The sequence below is a fragment of the Mariniflexile sp. HMF6888 genome, from assembly GCF_044335535.1.
Lineage (GTDB): Bacteria > Bacteroidota > Bacteroidia > Flavobacteriales > Flavobacteriaceae > Mariniflexile.
In genome coordinates this window covers 556,048-572,557 of sequence record NZ_JBIQVZ010000001.1, presented here as the reverse complement: position 1 = coordinate 572,557, position 16,510 = coordinate 556,048, and the positions used below count along the sequence as shown (strand labels likewise).

17 protein-coding genes are annotated in these 16,510 nt (G+C 34.7%); 9 read left to right on the top strand and 8 right to left on the bottom strand.

Going from position 1 to position 16,510, the window contains the following annotated elements; translation table 11 throughout:
• Window positions 1-52: 52 nt before the first annotated feature.
• From purE to ACGLWY_RS02745, 3 genes are all read right to left on the bottom strand, one after another.
• Entirely contained in the window at window positions 53-535 is a 483-nt protein-coding gene (gene purE, locus ACGLWY_RS02755; protein ID WP_396618138.1) for a 5-(carboxyamino)imidazole ribonucleotide mutase, read from the bottom strand.
• Window positions 528-1,499: a RhuM family protein gene (rhuM, locus tag ACGLWY_RS02750; RefSeq protein ID WP_396618137.1), complete on the bottom strand. Its 972-nt coding sequence runs from the start codon at window positions 1,497-1,499 to the stop codon at window positions 528-530. The genes purE and rhuM overlap by 8 nt, the downstream gene beginning before the upstream one ends.
• A gap of 113 nt (window positions 1,500-1,612) precedes the next feature.
• Window positions 1,613-2,767 (bottom strand): 5-(carboxyamino)imidazole ribonucleotide synthase, encoded by a 1,155-nt coding sequence (locus ACGLWY_RS02745; protein ID WP_396618136.1) that lies wholly within the window; start codon window positions 2,765-2,767, stop codon window positions 1,613-1,615.
• A 225-nt stretch (window positions 2,768-2,992) separates the two neighbouring features.
• Between ACGLWY_RS02745 and ACGLWY_RS02740 the strand changes: the two genes are divergently transcribed.
• The 3 genes from ACGLWY_RS02740 (at window position 2,993) to obgE (ending at window position 5,548) form a co-directional block, all read left to right on the top strand.
• Entirely contained in the window at window positions 2,993-4,102 is a 1,110-nt protein-coding gene (locus ACGLWY_RS02740; RefSeq protein ID WP_396618135.1) for an adenylate kinase, read from the top strand.
• Between the two features lie 36 nt (window positions 4,103-4,138).
• Window positions 4,139-4,381 (top strand): four helix bundle protein, encoded by a 243-nt coding sequence (locus ACGLWY_RS02735; protein ID WP_396618134.1) that lies wholly within the window; start codon window positions 4,139-4,141, stop codon window positions 4,379-4,381.
• A gap of 168 nt (window positions 4,382-4,549) precedes the next feature.
• Entirely contained in the window at window positions 4,550-5,548 is a 999-nt protein-coding gene (gene obgE, locus ACGLWY_RS02730; RefSeq protein WP_396618133.1) for a GTPase ObgE, read from the top strand.
• A 39-nt stretch (window positions 5,549-5,587) separates the two neighbouring features.
• On the opposite strand, the gene apaG is transcribed toward obgE, so the two are convergent.
• Both apaG and ACGLWY_RS02720 read right to left on the bottom strand, forming a co-directional pair.
• Window positions 5,588-5,974 (bottom strand): Co2+/Mg2+ efflux protein ApaG, encoded by a 387-nt coding sequence (gene apaG / locus ACGLWY_RS02725; RefSeq protein ID WP_396618132.1) that lies wholly within the window; start codon window positions 5,972-5,974, stop codon window positions 5,588-5,590.
• Window positions 5,975-6,080: 106 nt separating this feature from the next.
• Window positions 6,081-7,334, bottom strand: coding sequence for a DUF5103 domain-containing protein (locus tag ACGLWY_RS02720; RefSeq protein WP_396618131.1), 1,254 nt, complete (start codon window positions 7,332-7,334; stop codon window positions 6,081-6,083).
• Between the two features lie 155 nt (window positions 7,335-7,489).
• On the opposite strand from ACGLWY_RS02720, the gene ACGLWY_RS02715 reads away from it, so the two are divergent.
• The 6 genes from ACGLWY_RS02715 to nqrF all read left to right on the top strand — a co-directional run bounded on the left by ACGLWY_RS02715 (window position 7,490) and on the right by nqrF (window position 13,641).
• Window positions 7,490-8,845 carry a Na(+)-translocating NADH-quinone reductase subunit A gene (locus tag ACGLWY_RS02715; RefSeq protein ID WP_396618130.1) on the top strand — a complete coding sequence of 452 codons (1,356 nt, stop codon included), beginning with the start codon at window positions 7,490-7,492 and terminating at the stop codon, window positions 8,843-8,845.
• A gap of 70 nt (window positions 8,846-8,915) precedes the next feature.
• Window positions 8,916-10,142 carry an NADH:ubiquinone reductase (Na(+)-transporting) subunit B gene (locus tag ACGLWY_RS02710; RefSeq protein ID WP_396618129.1) on the top strand — a complete coding sequence of 409 codons (1,227 nt, stop codon included), beginning with the start codon at window positions 8,916-8,918 and terminating at the stop codon, window positions 10,140-10,142.
• Window positions 10,143-10,144: 2 nt separating this feature from the next.
• On the top strand, window positions 10,145-10,894 hold the full coding sequence (locus tag ACGLWY_RS02705; protein ID WP_396618128.1) for a Na(+)-translocating NADH-quinone reductase subunit C: 750 nt from the start codon (window positions 10,145-10,147) through the stop codon (window positions 10,892-10,894).
• Window positions 10,895-10,897: 3 nt separating this feature from the next.
• Window positions 10,898-11,542, top strand: a complete 645-nt coding sequence (locus ACGLWY_RS02700) for an NADH:ubiquinone reductase (Na(+)-transporting) subunit D (RefSeq protein WP_396618127.1) — start codon at window positions 10,898-10,900, stop codon at window positions 11,540-11,542.
• A 73-nt stretch (window positions 11,543-11,615) separates the two neighbouring features.
• Window positions 11,616-12,332 carry an NADH:ubiquinone reductase (Na(+)-transporting) subunit E gene (gene nqrE / locus ACGLWY_RS02695; protein ID WP_396618126.1) on the top strand — a complete coding sequence of 239 codons (717 nt, stop codon included), beginning with the start codon at window positions 11,616-11,618 and terminating at the stop codon, window positions 12,330-12,332.
• Window position 12,333: 1 nt separating this feature from the next.
• Window positions 12,334-13,641 (top strand): NADH:ubiquinone reductase (Na(+)-transporting) subunit F, encoded by a 1,308-nt coding sequence (gene nqrF / locus ACGLWY_RS02690; protein WP_117178713.1) that lies wholly within the window; start codon window positions 12,334-12,336, stop codon window positions 13,639-13,641.
• A 69-nt stretch (window positions 13,642-13,710) separates the two neighbouring features.
• Here nqrF and ACGLWY_RS02685 read toward each other — a convergent pair whose 3' ends face one another.
• The 3 genes from ACGLWY_RS02685 to ACGLWY_RS02675 form a co-directional block, all read right to left on the bottom strand.
• Window positions 13,711-14,292, bottom strand: coding sequence for a diheme cytochrome c-553 (locus tag ACGLWY_RS02685; RefSeq protein ID WP_396618125.1), 582 nt, complete (start codon window positions 14,290-14,292; stop codon window positions 13,711-13,713).
• A gap of 99 nt (window positions 14,293-14,391) precedes the next feature.
• Window positions 14,392-14,832 carry a Na(+)-translocating NADH-quinone reductase subunit F gene (locus ACGLWY_RS02680; protein WP_396618124.1) on the bottom strand — a complete coding sequence of 147 codons (441 nt, stop codon included), beginning with the start codon at window positions 14,830-14,832 and terminating at the stop codon, window positions 14,392-14,394.
• Window positions 14,833-14,976: 144 nt separating this feature from the next.
• Window positions 14,977-16,416: an SLC13 family permease gene (locus ACGLWY_RS02675; protein ID WP_396618123.1), complete on the bottom strand. Its 1,440-nt coding sequence runs from the start codon at window positions 16,414-16,416 to the stop codon at window positions 14,977-14,979.
• Window positions 16,417-16,510: the final 94 nt, after the last annotated feature.

The following is a 16,510-nucleotide window of genomic DNA, read 5'->3' as shown; positions in this document are numbered from 1 at the left end:
ATAAAATTATTCTTAATAGCTAGAAAACCTTGGGTTCCCCTCAAGGTTTTTTTTATTTTAAATCTTTAGCCGATTCGTAAACTTTTTGTTTTAAGGATTCTTTATAGTCTATTATTTTGTTTAAAACAGCAAGATCGTTTGAGCCGATAATTTGAGCGGCTAATATTCCAGCGTTTTTTGCACCGTTTAATGCCACCGTTGCAACGGGAACACCACCCGGCATCTGTAGAATGGATAATATGGAATCCCACCCATCAATAGAATTACTGCTTTTTACAGGTACTCCAATAACAGGTAGTGGTGATAAAGACGCAATCATGCCCGGTAAATGTGCTGCACCTCCAGCGCCGGCTATAATAACAGCAAAACCTTTGGTATGTGCATGTTTACCATAATCGAATAGTTTTTCAGGGGTGCGGTGTGCTGATACAATATCAACTTCAACCTCTATATTAAAATCTTTTAAAATATCAATAGCGTCTTGCATTACTGGCAAATCGCTTTTGCTTCCCATAATAACTCCTACTTTATTCATTTCCTGAATTAATTAAATTTATAATGATGTTTATTATCAACTCTTTTTCTTTAGGATTGCTTTCCGCAATCATTAAAGTGAGTGCTACCAGTGTTGTATTCGTTATCTTTTTTGAAGCATTAGTTTTATAAAGAAATTGATTTTTATCGAGATACCAAACAAATAACCACGCAGCAATTCGTTTATTTCCATCACTAAAAGAATGGTTTTTTACTACTAAATATAAGAGGTTTGCTGCTTTTTCTTCAATACTAGGATACAACTCATTCCCATCAAACGTTTGGTCTATAACCGCAATGGAACTTCTGAAAGAAGCATCTTTTTCATTACCAAATAGTGAAGATGCGCCAAATTTCAACCTCAACATCTCAATTGCAGAAATAGCTTCGTTATAATTTATTTTAAAGATAACCTCATTTGTTGAAACCTCTTTTTTTAAACGTTGGTGGTCGTAATCATCTAAAATATCTAAGGCTTTGGTATAATCGTCCAAAATGTTAATAAGGCTACTTGAATTATTTTCTAAAAGGGCATTGCTTTTTGATGTTCGGCTTATTAACTGAATAGTTTTTTTTAATTGTTCCAAACGCTTTTCATTCTGTGTGTAGCCATCTATTAAATGAGCTTTAAGGATTTTATTTGCCCAAATTCTAAATTGTGTGCCTTTAGATGAACTTACCCGATAGCCTATCGCCAATATAACATCTAAATTGTAAAACTCTATTTGTCTAATAACTTCTCTATTTCCTTCAATTTGAACTGTTGCATTTTTTGCAACTGTTGCATATTCAGGTAGCTCTTCTTCTTTATAAATATTTTTTATGTGTCTAGATATTACAGATTTATCTCTGTCAAAAAGTGATGAAATTTGGTTTAAATTTAGCCAAAGTGATTCACTTTCCAAGAGAACTTCAACTTGAATTTCATTCTCTTTTTTGTAAATAATAATTCGGCTAGAATCCATTTTATCTGTTTTTATTAATAAAATTTCAATTTATTTCATCTTGAGGGCAGTTGAAACCTAAATCAATTTAAAATAGTTAAAATTTTCCCTTGACTGCGCAGGGGAGATATGTATTATTTGCTAATCACTTTAATCGTATTTTTAACTTCTTCGGCAATACGTCGCGCTTCGTTTAAATCTTCATTCACAATGGTTACATGTCCCATTTTTCTAAAAGGTCTGGTTTGTTTTTTGCCGTAAATATGTGGTGTAACTCCCTCTAAATTCATAATAGCTTCCATGTTTTCATAAACAACATTGCCACTAAAACCTTCTGCGCCCACCAAATTTACCATGACACCGCCTACTTTGCTATCGGTTCTTCCTAAAGGCAAATTTAAAATAGCTCTTAAATGTTGTTCGAATTGAGACGTATAGCTCGCTTCAATCGTTTGATGACCAGAATTATGTGGTCTTGGTGCCACTTCGTTTATTAAAATATCGTCATTTTGCGTTTGAAACATTTCAACAGCCAATAACCCGACGTGATTGTAAGCTTTTGAAGTTTTTAAGGCGACTTCTACCGCTTTTTTTGCAACAGCGTCTGGAATTCTTGCAGGACAAATAACATATTCTACTTGGTTGGCTTCTGGGTGAAATTCCATTTCAACAACTGGAAATGTTTTGGTTTCCCCTGATGCGTTACGAGCTACAATAACAGCTAATTCGTTTTTAAAAGGCACTAAGTTTTCTGCAATACATTCTACATTAGGCAATCCTTCTAAATCTTGAATCGATTTTACGATTTTAACTCCTGTGCCATCATATCCAAATTGCGTACACTTCCAAACGAAAGGAAGCGATAAACCACCATGATTAATAGCTTCTTTAATTTCAGATGTATAAGCAAATCGTGAAAACGGTGCTGTTGGTAAATTATGATCGATGTAAAATAGTTTTTGAGTTGCTTTATTTTGAATGGTACGTAGCGTTTTTGAAGACGGATATACCTTTTTGCCTTCTTTTTCAAGCGCTTCCAACGCATCAATATTAACGTTTTCTATTTCAATTGTAAGCACATCAACCTGCTTTCCGAAATTATAAACTGCTTCAAAATCCATTAAATCGCCTAAATGAAATTCGTTGCTGGCAATTTTACAAGGTGCTTCATTACTCGCATCTAAAACACAGGTGTAAATATCAAATTTTCGAGTATCGTTAAGTAACATTTTGCCTAATTGGCCACCACCAAGAATACCAAGTTTAAAATTTGAAGAAAAATAATTCATGCGTTGTTTCTATTGTTTTTTACAGGCTACATGTATTTGCCATAAAATTATTTTAACAACTATTAAAATAGTTATTGTGGCTCGGTTCATGTGTTTTTAATACTAAAATCGTTTAATGCAATGCAAAAATACACTTAAATATCAATTTGTGCCTAAATCGTAATTCAAAAAATCGTTATTACTTAATCTATTGATTATCTTTGCAGCTTCCAAAAATGACTAACTGTGATAAAGCTACACGACAAATATTTTAAACCATTTATTTCAGCTAAGGAAATAGATGCGGCTATGGAGTGTATGGCAAACGAAATAGCTAACGATGTTGGAGACGAAATTCCTGTGTTTGTTGGTATCTTAAATGGCTCGTTTATGGTGGTGAGCGATTTTGTAAAAAAGTACCCGAAACCATGTGAGGTGACGTTTATTAAATTGGCTTCGTATGAAGGTGTTAAATCTACCGAAGATATTCAGCGTTTAATCGGGTTAACACAAGATTTAACAGGGCGCACGGTTGTTGTTTTAGAAGATATTATTGATACTGGAAATACGTTGGCAGAAGTGCACCGCATTTTTAAAGATGAACAGGTGAAATCGTTAAAAATAGCCACCTTGTTTTACAAGCCCGAAGCTTATAAAAAAGATTATAAACTACATTATATAGGTATAGAAATTCCAAACAAATTCATAGTAGGTTATGGCTTGGACTATGACGGGTTAGGAAGAAATATACCAGAAGTCTATCAAATAAAAGAAACACAATTCATGACAAATTTAGTACTATTCGGACCTCCAGGCGCTGGAAAAGGCACGCAAGCAGAATTTTTAAAAACAAAATATAATTTAGTACACATCTCTACAGGCGATGTTTTTAGATTTAATATTAAAAACGAAACTGCTTTAGGCATGTTGGCTAAATCGTATATGGATAAAGGCGAGTTGGTTCCAGACCAGGTAACAATTGATATGTTAAATGCCGAAGTTGAAAAAAATGCTTCAGCTAATGGTTTTATATTTGATGGATTTCCACGTACCAATGCACAAGCTGAAGCTTTAGATAAATTATTGGAGAGCAAAGATTCTTCAATCAATGCGATGGTCGCTTTAGAAGTTGATGATGAAATTTTAGTAAAACGCCTAATTGGTAGAGGAAAAACTAGCGGGCGTGCTGATGATGCAGACGAATCTATTATAAGGAATCGCATTAAAGAGTATTACGATAAAACGGCCATTTTAAAAGATTACTATTCAGCACAAAATAAATATTTTGGTGTTGATGGTGTAGGTAGTATTGAAGATATTACAGTGCGTTTAAGTGATGTTATTGATAACTTGTAGTTTGGTTGATTTGTTTAAAAGTTTAATCGTGTAATTGTGTATTTGCATTCATTTGAAAAACTGAACGTTTGGCAAGAATCTATTAATTTGGTTGAATTAATTTATGAAGCCACAAATGAGTTTCCAAATGAAGAAAAATTCGGAATGATTAGTCAAATGAGAAGGTCATCTGTCTCAATTTCTTCGAATATAGCTGAAGGCACATCAAGAATTACCAATAAAGATAAAGCTCATTTTTCAACCATTGCACTTAGTTCAACTATGGAATTATTATGTTAAGTAATTATTTCAAATCGATTAAATTATATCAGTGAAGCAGAGTATTTGCTCTTAAGGGAGCGGATATTGAAAGTTTCTAATATGATTAATGCGCTCAAAAAATCGCAAATAAACAATTAACAGTTAAACAGTTAAACGATTAAACAATTAAACAGTTAAACTCATTTCATGACTGAAGGAAATTTTGTTGATTACGTAAAAATGTTTGTTAGCTCTGGTAATGGAGGTAAAGGATCATCGCATTTGCATCGTGAAAAATTTATCGAAAAAGGAGGTCCCGATGGGGGCGATGGTGGTCGTGGAGGTCATGTTATCCTACGAGGCAATTCAAATCTTTGGACGCTTCTTCATTTAAAATTCAAAAAGCATATTCGTGCAGGTCATGGCGAACACGGTGGGAGCAGCCGTAGTTTTGGTGCCGATGGCGTAGACGAGTACGTTGATGTGCCTTTAGGAACTGTGGTTCGCGATACCGAAACCAACGATATTATTTTTGAAATCACCGAGCATGGTGAAGAAAAAATTATAGCCGAAGGTGGTAAAGGAGGTTTAGGTAACTGGCATTTTAGAACAGCTACTAACCAAACACCTCGTTATGCACAACCAGGCATTCCGCACGAAGAAAAGCATATTACTTTAGAGCTGAAAGTACTTGCAGATGTCGGACTTGTAGGTTTCCCGAATGCGGGGAAATCAACTTTATTGTCTGTGGTGACATCTGCAAAACCAAAAATAGCCGATTACGAGTTTACAACGCTAAAGCCCAACTTAGGAATTGTGAAATATCGTGATTTTCAGACTTTCGTGATGGCAGATATTCCTGGAATTATTGAAGGCGCTGCCGAAGGACGCGGACTTGGGCACTACTTTTTGCGTCATATTGAGCGTAATTCTATTCTGTTGTTTTTAATTCCTGCCGATGCGCCAGATATTAAGAAGCAATATGATATTTTGTTAGACGAACTGCGTCGCTACAACCCAGAAATGCTTGATAAAGATCGTCTCATTGCCATTTCAAAATGTGATATGTTGGATGATGAGCTAAAAGCAGAATTGAAAGAACTATTGGATAACGAGTTGCCAATTCCATATCTGTTTATTTCATCGGTGGCTCAACAAGGCATCACAGAGTTAAAAGATAAGCTCTGGAAAATGTTAAATGATTAATTTGTTGTTTAATTAGTTGACTCTAATAGTAGTTACAGACTAATTGATAGCAAATGGAGCACTTAACTTAAAGGTAGGTATGGTAACTTTAAAGTTTTTGGTTGTGGTAAAGTTTACCATGCTATAGTACCCTTGCATAGCGCCAAATGGAGAGGTTAGTAAACAACCCGAGGTGTAGGTGTGCGAATCGCCTGGTTTTAAAACAGGTTTTTTGCCAATAACGCCTTCGCCAGAAACAATTTCAACGTTATTTAATGCGTCTAGAATTTCCCAATGGCGTGCATTAAGTTGAACAGAGTCTTTACTTTGATTTTCAATAGTTACGATATAGCCAAAGGCATATTGTATTTTATAATTTTTATAAAATGAGCCTTCATAGGTGGTTTCCACCGAAATTTTTATCCCTCTTGTAACTTGTTGAACCATGTTAACTATTGGTTTTCAATGTGCTTATGACGCTAAAATACTAAATTTTAAGTGGTAATTGTTGATTTTTACCGTGTTTGATTGAAATATTAGTTAAACGGTATGTTTAATTCGAGATATTAACCGAACTGCCTTCGCCTATACCTATTATTTTGTCGTAACGCGCTCCTAAATCTCTATAATATACAATCACTTTATAGTTGTTTTCGGTTTGATAAAAATTGCCACTTATCGCACCTTCATTTAAACTGCCATTGCTGTCTACTGTTACAAATTTATAATTGTAAAACCCTTGTTTTAAAAGTATGGCATTTCTTAAAACATTATGGCGTTCATCATATATTAATTTGGTGCTTTCGTCAATGGCATAATTGTTAAAGTTTCCGTACACATGCACGTTTTTGTTTTTAAGTGCTTCGGTTGGTACTAGCGAAAAATGCATCCAGACATAATCGGCTTCAATACTAGGGTTTTCAGCATCTAAAACGGTTATTACATAATTACCGTTAATATCGGGGTTGTACGTGTAAGGCTTGCTGGCACGTTCAACATTTGTAAATAAATAGTTGTGATACAGTTCTTGTAAATCGATGGCTCTAATGCCCGTGTTGGCTGCCCTAACATCTTTGTTTTCAAAGAACAAATATTCGTTGCCGCCCCAAAAACTGGTTTCGGTATCGTATTTATATATAAGTTGATTTCCAAGGGTGTATTGTGGTTTTAAGTTGCTTATGGCAGTGTTTAAATTGTTGTTTTGAACAATAACCGTTTTTACCGTTTGTGAAGGGTTGTTTAACTGCATATTATTTGAAGTAATAATAATTTCGACACGTTGCTTTTCTTCTATAAATTGAACATCGCGCGCTCGTTTTATATTTACACCAATAGTTGTTTGGTCTTCGTAAATCATGAATTTTCTTGAAAACACAATCTCATCATTACTGTTAAAAATACTTAACAAATAATTCCCCGATACTTTTAAACGTCTAGTTTGCTCGTTAGGGATGGTTAATTGGTAATGTGAATAAATTTGATAGGTATTGAGTGAGTTTTCGTAATTTCTAATACGTTGATTGTCGAAGCCATCCATGAATTCCGATTTTATTAAAACCGAAGGGGTCCAATCATAGTTGTAGTGTTCAATTTTATAGTAATAATCATCTTCATTTCCGTTAAGCGCATCAAATTCTAAGACAACATATTCGCCAAGTTTTAAAATAGGTAATTGTGTTTCGGGTGTATTCCCTTTAAAATTGATGGTTTTAATATAATTTGGTGGATTAATTTCCTTAACTTGACAAAAGGAAGCTATGGGAATAAGCAATAAAAGAAGGACATATTTATACGTTAATAAAGACATTTTAGCAGTAGTTTTTTGTAAATATAAACAAATTTTATGCCTAACAAATATATTCTATTTGCATCAAAAAAAATCTAAGTATTTATTATGTAAACTGTATTTTTAATTTGTATTTTTGCACCGATTTTTAGACAAATAATTTCAATATAAATAATATGTCAAACGACATTCGCATTAAAAAAGGTCTAGACATTAAACTTAAAGGTGAAGCTGAAAAAACCTTGGAAAAGGCTATTTTAAGCAACTTTTATACTTTAAGGCCTGAAGATTTCCATGGCGTTACCCCTAAGTTAATTTCTAAAGTTGGAACTAAAGTGAAAGCAGGTGAACCTGTATTTTACGATAAATCCAACGAAAACGTTAAGTTTGTTTCTCCAGTTGCTGGCGAAGTTATTGAAATTGCCCGTGGTGAAAAACGCAGAATATTATCAATTAAATTACAAGCAGACAAAGAGCAGACCTACCAAGATTATGGGGTGTTTAATGTAGATGCCGCTAAGCCAGATGAGGTGAAAGCACATTTATTAGCTTCTGGTTGTTGGCCTTTTGTAAAACAACGACCGTATGATGTGATTGCAAATCCGGATAAATCGCCTAAGGCTATTTTTATTTCGGGTTATGCTAGTGCGCCCTTAGCTGCCGATTTAGATTTTACACTTAAAGGAAAAGAAGCAGCATTACAAGCAGCTGTAACGGCATTGGGTAAACTTACCGAGGGGAAAGTACATGTGTCGGTTGGTGCTAAATCTACTTCACCATTAGCAGGTTTGTCTGGTATTACATTACATAAAGTATCGGGGCCACATCCTTCTGGGAATGTTGGTACGTTGATTAATAGAGTGGATCCTGTAAATAAAGGCGAAGTTGTTTGGACAGTTGCTGCGCAAGATTTAGTTATTATAGGCGAATTGCTTTTAACAGGTAAATTCAATGCAGAACGTATAGTGGCATTGGCGGGTTCTTCTATAGAAAAGCCAAGATATTTTACGACCAAAATAGGTAGTGAAGTTGCAACAATGATTTATGATAAAGGGATTCCACAAAAAGCACGTGTACGGGTTATTTCCGGTAATGTATTAAGTGGAAAACATATTAAGCCAGATGGCTATTTAGATTATTACAGTAACGTTATTACGGTAATACCTGAAGGTGATGATTATGAGCTTTTTGGATGGAACAAACCTGTGTTTAATAAAGTGTCTACAACAAGAGCTTTTACTTTTTCTTGGTTGAGCCCAAATAAAGAGTACGATTTAAATACCAATACCAATGGTGAACACCGTGCGTTTGTAGTAACTGGTGGTTATGAAGAAGTGTTTCCTTTAGATATTTATCCTATGCAAATTTTAAAAGCTTGTATGTATAATGATTTAGATGAAATGGAAGCTTTGGGTATGTACGAAGTGGCACCTGAAGATTTTGCGTTAACCGAATTTGTATGTGTTTCTAAACAACCACATCAAGAGATTATTAGAAAAGGATTAGATGTAATGCTTAAAGAAATTGGGTAATTATTCATTGAATGCAATGAAAAATGTATAAAATTATTCATTGAATGCAATGAAATGAAAAATATATAAGATGAATTTAAAGACACGATTACATATTTTAAAAAGAAAGTTTAGAGGGTCAAAAATGGCACCAGCGTTTAATGCGCTTCATACTTTTTTATACTTACCAAATGAGACCACACATAACGGAACTCATATAAAAGCAGCCGATGATTTAAAACGTACCATGAATACCGTTATTATGGCGATGGTACCATGTTTGATTTTCGGGATGTTTAATGCAGGATATCAACATAATTTAGCGGTCGGCGATATTCAAGCGGTAGCTGGAAGTTTCTTTAGTACGGAATTCTGGACTTTGGATAATTTCTTAATAGGTTTTTGGAAAATAATTCCATTAGTTATAGTATCTTATGGTGTAGGTTTAGGAATAGAATTCTTATTCGCCATCATTAAAAAACACGAAGTTGAAGAAGGGTACCTTGTAACAGGTATGTTAGTGCCACTTATTGTGCCTATCGACATTCCACTTTGGATGTTAGCTGTTGCCGTAGCATTTGGTGTGGTTATAGGAAAAGAGGTTTTTGGTGGAACGGGAATGAATATTTTAAATCCCGCGCTTACTATTAGAGCTTTTTTATTCTTCGCATATCCAACTTGGATGTCTGGAGATAAAGTTTGGGTTGAAGGTGCTGTAGAAAGAACAAATGAAATTGCTGCAGGTGCGAACCTAGATGCTATTTCTGGTGAAACTATTTTAGGTAGTTTGGCTCAAGGAAAAGAGGTTGTTTTTTCTACTTGGGATATGTTCTTAGGCTTTATTCCTGGCTCAGTAGGAGAAACATCAACATTACTAATATTATTAGGTGGACTATTCTTAATATTCACTAAAATAGGAAGTTGGAGAATTATGTTGTCATCGGCTCTTGGCGCTATAGTAATGGGGCTTATCTTCAATCAAATTGTTGATGCGGGAATTATTGCAGAAGGAAGCAAGTTTTACAGTTTAATGAGTACGCCTTTTTGGGAGCATTTAATTATTGGTGGCTTTGCTTTTGGTACTGTGTTTATGGCTACCGACCCTGTAACAGCGTCGCAAACAAATAAAGGAAAATGGATTTATGGGTTTTTAATAGGATTTATATCTATCCTAATTCGTGTATTTAATCCAGCCTACCCAGAAGGAGTGATGTTAGCGATCTTATTAATGAATGTATTTGCGCCGACAATCGATCATTATGTGGTTCAAGGCAATGTGAAGAAAAGAATGAAACGCTTAAAAATAAAAACGGCTTAACGATGGAAAATAGAACAGATAAAAATTCATATACCATTATATTTGCTATAGGCATGGTGCTTATTGTTGGTGCTTTGTTAGCATTTACGGCAGCGTCACTAAAACCAAAAATCACAGAAAACCAACGTATAGAAAAGCAACAAAATATTCTATATGCTATGGGAGTGAATGATAATACAGATGGAAGCGCTGTTTTTGTATCAACAAATGATGCCGCTGAACTATTTGAAAAATATATCAAAAAGCAACTGGTTATTGAAGGGGCTAATGTTTCTGAAGATAAGGAAGCTTATTTAATAGATGTTAAAAAAGAACAAGCTAAAGCCAAATCGGGAGGCGTTAGAAGGCTGCCTTTATTTGTTGGTGAAAAAGACGGAAAAACCTTTTATGTTACCCCAATTTACGGAAAAGGACTTTGGGATGCTATTTGGGGGTATGTGTCCTTAGATGAAAATATGGTTATTCAAGGGGCTTATTTTGATCATAAAGGTGAAACACCGGGTTTAGGAGCCAACATTAAAGAACGTTTTTTTATGGACGACTTTATAGGAGAACATTTGCTAACTGATGCGGGCGATTTTGCTGGAGTTACCGTAGCAAAAGGTAATGCCGATCCAAAGAATGAAAATAAAACAGATAATGAGGTAGATGCTATTGCAGGAGCAACCATTACAGGTAATGGTGTTACAGCAATGATAAAAAGCGATTTAAAGCTTTACAAACCTTATTTTGATAATTTAAAAAACAATTAAGTTATGGCACTTTTATCAAAAAAAGACTCAAAGTTAATCACCGATCCATTAGCCGATAACAATCCAATCACCATTCAAGTATTAGGTATTTGTTCGGCATTGGCTATTACGGCGCAATTAAAAGCGTCTATAGTAATGGCAATTTCGGTAATGGCTGTATTAGCTATAGGTAATGTGGTTATCTCGTTAATGCGAAACATTATTCCCTCAAAAATTAGAATTATAGTACAACTTGTTGTTGTAGCTGCTTTAGTAATTATAGTGGACCAAGTTTTAAAAGCATATTCTTATGAGCTAAGCAAAACATTATCTGTGTTCGTAGGATTAATTATTACAAACTGTATCATTATGGGACGTTTTGAAGCTTTTGCATTAGCAAATGGTCCTTGGCGTTCGTTTTTAGACGGTATAGGCAATGCTGCTGGATATGGTTTAATACTTGTAGTAGTTGGCTTTTTTAGAGAGTTATTAGGATCTGGAACTTTATTAGGCTTTAAAGTTTTAGGTGATCCTATCGAGAAAACAGGCTTATATGCTATTGGATATGAAAACAATGGTTTTATGCTATTGTCGCCAATGGCCTTAATAGTTGTTGGAATTATTATCTGGGTACAACGTAGTAGAAATAAAGCATTAATAGAAGACTAAAAAATTAGTTAGCAGTCGACAGTATCCAGTTACAAAAACTGAATACTTAAAACTGCGACTGAAAACTAAAAATATGGAACATTTAGAATTATTTTTAAAATCAATATTTATAGATAACATGGTGTTTGCAACATTCTTAGGGATGTGTTCTTACCTTGCGGTATCTAAAAAAGTGAATACCGCAGTTGGTCTGGGTGCTGCAGTGGTGTTTGTAATGCTTATAACCGTACCATTAAACTGGTTATTAGACCATTATTTATTACAGCCTGGCGCTTTAAAATGGTTAGGAGCAGAATATGCAGATTATGATTTAAGTTTCCTTTCATTCATTATGTTTATTGCTACCATTGCAACTATGGTACAATTGGTAGAAATAGTGGTAGAGAAATTTTCACCATCATTATATAACTCTCTTGGTATCTTTTTACCGCTTATTGCTGTAAACTGTGCTATTTTAGGAGGGTCTTTATTTATGCAATCACGTGAAATTCCAACTTTAGGATTGGCTACTGTGTATGGTGTTGGTTCTGGTATTGGATGGTTTTTAGCAATTCTTACTATTGCAGCTATTCGTGAAAAAATTAGATATTCTAACGTACCACCAGCCTTAAGAGGCTTGGGTATTACATTCATCACTACAGGCTTAATGGCTATTGGATTTATGAGTTTTGGTGGTATGTTAACAGGTGGTGATGACGCTGCTAAACAAGAAGAAAAAACTGTGAAAGTTGATTCTAAAGTAGAAAAAGAAGATAAAGTGTTAGCTAACAATATAAAAGACAATGAGTAATATAATTTTAGCCGCAGGTACATTAGGAACAGTAATAGCAACAGTAACAGCTTTTTTAATTATTACGCTGTTATTGGTAGCATTATTATTAGTAGTAAAGCAAAAATTATCACCTTCAGGACCCGTAAAGATTACCATTAATGGTGAAAAGGAAATAGAAGTAGCTTCTGGAGGCAGTCTATTATCAACTTTAGGCAATCAAAAAATATTTTTACCATCCGCTTGTGGTGGTGGTGGAACTTGTATACAGTGTGAGTGTCATGTGTTATCTGGTGGTGGTGAAGCATTGCCAACCGAAACACCACATTTTACTCGTAAAGAGTTGGAGCATGGTGCACGTTTAGCTTGTCAAGTTAAAGTAAAACAAGACATGAACATTACTATTCCTGAAGAGGTTTTTGGAATTAAAAAATGGGAAGCAACCGTTGTCCGTAATTATAACGTAGCATCATTTATAAAGGAATTTGTTGTAGAGATTCCTGAAGATATGGGTTACAAAGCCGGTGGATATATTCAAATTGAAATTCCACCATGTGAAGTAAAGTATTCAGATATGGATATTACAGCACATCCAGAGGAACACGAAACCCCCGATAAATTCCAGGCAGAATGGGATAAATTCGGTTTGTGGAGTTTAGTAATGAAAAATGCTGAAACGGTAGAACGTGCTTATTCTATGGCTTCTTACCCAGCCGAAGGACGTGAAATTATGTTGAACGTTCGTATTGCAACGCCACCGTGGGATAGAAATAAAAATGGATGGATGGATGTTAACCCAGGGGTTGCATCGTCATATATATTTAATCAGAAAAAAGGTGATAAAGTAACGATTTCAGGACCTTACGGCGAATTCTTTATCAACGAATCAGATTCTGAAATGCTTTATGTTGGTGGTGGAGCTGGTATGGCGCCCATGCGTTCACACTTGTACCACTTATTCAAAACATTAAAGACAGGTAGAAAAGTAACTTATTGGTACGGAGGTCGTTCTAAGCGTGAGTTATTCTATTTAGATCACTTCAAGCAATTAGAGAACAGTTTCCCTAACTTTAAATTCTATTTAGCATTGTCTGAGCCTTTACCAGAAGATAACTGGAAAGTGAAAGCAGATATTGATTCTCCAGGTGATGGTTTTGTTGGATTTATACACAACTGTGTTATTGATAATTATTTAAGTAAACACGAATCACCAGAAGATATAGAATTGTATTTCTGTGGACCACCATTAATGAACAAAGCGGTTCAAAAAATGGGTGAAGATTTTGGTATTCCAGATGAACACATCCGATTTGATGATTTTGGTGGGTAATCTTCCAGAATTTTATAAAACTAAAAACCCAACTGAAGAAGTTGGGTTTTTTTATTCAATAAAAAATAATTAATTCATTTTTGAAGCTATTGGAGCAGGTACAATGTTTTCGATTGGTTTCATGGTTTTAAGATAGGCAAAAATAGCCTTTAAATCATTATCGGTAAAATTTGCATAATGCTTCCATGGCATTGGAGGCAGCAAAGGTCTACTTCCATCTAAGCCTTTGTACAAGCCTTTTCTTATACAGTTTATGAACTGATCTTCTGTCCATGTACCTAAGCCAGTAGCATGTGGTGTTAAGTTAGCAGCAAATGATGTACCCCAAGGTCCTGTGGTAGAAGTAAGCCCCATTGAAAAAAGAACATACGATTTAGCTGTTTTTTCATCATAGGGTGGTAATTCTTCATTGGCAGGATGACCAGATAGCAAACGGTCTGGATCCAGTTCCATACCTTTTTCTGTAAACTTTTTAGGTGAATGGCAGTCATGACAGCCGTTGGAGTTAAGAAGGTACCCGCCTCGTTCTACAGGGTCTTCAACAATAGCTGTTGTTGGTTCGTACAATTCTTCAGTTTTTTTTTCTTTTGAATTGCAAGCGATTAAAAGTGCACAAGATAAGGTGCCCAAAATTAAAATGTTTGTTTTCATATGTTTGGTTGGTTAGAAGTGACAAAAGCATTAGAATGGGACTATGTAAATTTAATTATTTTTTAATTGAAAAGATGAAATTGCATAAAAATCAGAAAATTAAATCAATACATGTTTTGGTTGTGTTTTTAACAACGCAGTATAATCCATAATGTTTGGAATGTTGTCCAATTTACACAGTAAGGTAATTACTTCGGTTAATCCGTTAAATAATGTGTCTTTATCAGTCGGGCTCTTTGGTTTTTTATTTTTATGGTGAAGAGGCAGTTGGTAGCCACAAGCTTTTAAAAAAGCAGCTTCAATTTGTAGTAATTCCAAAGGTGTATAACCATTAAATTTTCTGCCTAACGTTTGATGCACGTTTCCAATATAATTTAATTCGATAGCACCATGATGGTCTGATAGGTGTTTCCAACTGTCTTTATTGTCCAAAATATTCCCAACAGCACATTGCCTGCAGCATTCAGGGTGTAATTCGTTATTGTGAAATGCGTTATAAAGTTTTTTTATAGCCAAATCTAATCTTGTGGAAGTTTTCATTTGTTTATTTTTCTTTATTGGTCAGATGGTGCATCCATAATCATGCTCCTGTGTGTTAAAAGCGTTTTTAGCATGGATGTTTCATCGTTTAAAAACTTAAACAGTTTCTAAGTTATTGAAAAATCAGCATTTTTCCTAAAAAAGTTAAAACACCAAACCTATAACAAATTGAAACATAAGGATTAACAAAGCAGCTGAAATTAAATTGATAAAAATACCAACCCTTGCCATTTGGCTTACTTTAATATAGCCACTGGCAAATACTATGGCATTTGGTGGTGTAGCCATTGGTAACATAAAAGCGCAACTGCTGGCTATTGTAACGGGTATTAAAAGGTAAAGAATAGGAATATTCAAACCCAGAGCAATTCCTGCGACAACAGGTGCCAACACCGCTGTTAAAGCGACATTGCTCATTAACTCGGTCATGAATAGCATTAAGGTTATTAAAAGTGATGCCATTAGTAAAATACTTATGTTACTGCTGGAAATTTTTGCTGCAATAATATCTACAATGCCGCTTGTAGACATACCGTTTGCCAATGCTAAACCACCACCAAATAAAATTAAAATACCCCAAGCCAATTTTTGGGTGTCATTCCATTGTAAGATAAAATCGCCTTTTCTTAAGTTAAATGGAATTGCAAATAGCGCCAATGCACCAAAAATACTAATCATCGTGTCCGATAAAGCGAGATTGGGAATTATTGAGTTTATCAGGCTTCTAAAAATCCAAAGAAATACAACCACACTAAATATGATGAGAACTTGCTTTTCTTTCGGAGAAACTTTCCCTAGTTTTTTTAGTTCCAAATCAATCACTTCTTTTGAAGCGTTAAACTTTAAACCCTTGTTTGGGAAAAATACTTTAACCAGAATAAAGTAAATAATGGTAATTAAAAGTGCCGAAAACGGTAAGCCTATAAGCATCCACTTAAAAAATGAAATTTCAATATGATACTCGTTTTCCAATAGGCCAATTAAAATAGAATTTGGTGGTGTGCCGATAACGGTTGCAATACCGCCAGCATTGGCAGCAAAAGCAATGCCTAACATGACACTTATTGCAAAATTCTGGTCGTTTTTTGTAAAACCATCAGCATCATCAATAAGCAATTGTATAACCGACATAGCAATTGGTAACATAAAAACCGTACATGCTGTGTTGCTTATCCACATGCTCATAAACCCCGTTGCAATCATAAAACCAAGGACTACTTTATTGGGTGTGGTACCTGTTTTTTTAATAATGCTTAAAGCAATTCGTTTATGAAGATTCACTTTTTCGAGTGCCAATGCTAAAACAAAGCCCCCAAAAAACAAAAATACAATGGGGCTGCCATAGTTAGCCCCAACAGCTTCAATGGGCATGACTTTAAAAAGTGGAAATAATAATAAGGGTAATAATGCAGTTACCGAAATAGAAACCGTTTCGGTAATCCACCAACAAACCATCCACAAGGCCGTTGCTATAACGGTATCTGCATGGTTGGAAATAATATCGAAAGGTAAAAATTGTACAATAGAGAATAAAATAGGGCCTAGAAAAAGACCTATTTTTTTTGAATAGGGATGATTTGTCATGAATGTGTTCGATTAATCACAATTTAGTTGGATATGGTTAGTAAGTTATTTTAAAGTTAAACATTTTTAATTTTGGCATGAGTGAAATTTTAAT

What these genes read in the sequence shown, in the direction of transcription:
- purE (WP_396618138.1), bottom strand. Translation starts at nt 535, where the DNA reads ATGAATAAAGTAGGAGTTATTATGGGAAGCAAAAGCGATTTGCCAGTA.
- rhuM (WP_396618137.1), bottom strand. Translation starts at nt 1,499, where the DNA reads ATGGATTCTAGCCGAATTATTATTTACAAAAAAGAGAATGAAATTCAA.
- ACGLWY_RS02745 (WP_396618136.1), bottom strand. Translation starts at nt 2,767, where the DNA reads ATGAATTATTTTTCTTCAAATTTTAAACTTGGTATTCTTGGTGGTGGC.
- obgE (WP_396618133.1), top strand. Translation starts at nt 4,550, where the DNA reads ATGACTGAAGGAAATTTTGTTGATTACGTAAAAATGTTTGTTAGCTCT.
- apaG (WP_396618132.1), bottom strand. Translation starts at nt 5,974, where the DNA reads ATGGTTCAACAAGTTACAAGAGGGATAAAAATTTCGGTGGAAACCACC.
- ACGLWY_RS02720 (WP_396618131.1), bottom strand. Translation starts at nt 7,334, where the DNA reads ATGTCTTTATTAACGTATAAATATGTCCTTCTTTTATTGCTTATTCCC.
- ACGLWY_RS02715 (WP_396618130.1), top strand. Translation starts at nt 7,490, where the DNA reads ATGTCAAACGACATTCGCATTAAAAAAGGTCTAGACATTAAACTTAAA.
- ACGLWY_RS02710 (WP_396618129.1), top strand. Translation starts at nt 8,916, where the DNA reads ATGAATTTAAAGACACGATTACATATTTTAAAAAGAAAGTTTAGAGGG.
- ACGLWY_RS02705 (WP_396618128.1), top strand. Translation starts at nt 10,145, where the DNA reads ATGGAAAATAGAACAGATAAAAATTCATATACCATTATATTTGCTATA.
- ACGLWY_RS02700 (WP_396618127.1), top strand. Translation starts at nt 10,898, where the DNA reads ATGGCACTTTTATCAAAAAAAGACTCAAAGTTAATCACCGATCCATTA.
- nqrE (WP_396618126.1), top strand. Translation starts at nt 11,616, where the DNA reads ATGGAACATTTAGAATTATTTTTAAAATCAATATTTATAGATAACATG.
- ACGLWY_RS02685 (WP_396618125.1), bottom strand. Translation starts at nt 14,292, where the DNA reads ATGAAAACAAACATTTTAATTTTGGGCACCTTATCTTGTGCACTTTTA.
- ACGLWY_RS02680 (WP_396618124.1), bottom strand. Translation starts at nt 14,832, where the DNA reads ATGAAAACTTCCACAAGATTAGATTTGGCTATAAAAAAACTTTATAAC.
- ACGLWY_RS02675 (WP_396618123.1), bottom strand. Translation starts at nt 16,416, where the DNA reads ATGACAAATCATCCCTATTCAAAAAAAATAGGTCTTTTTCTAGGCCCT.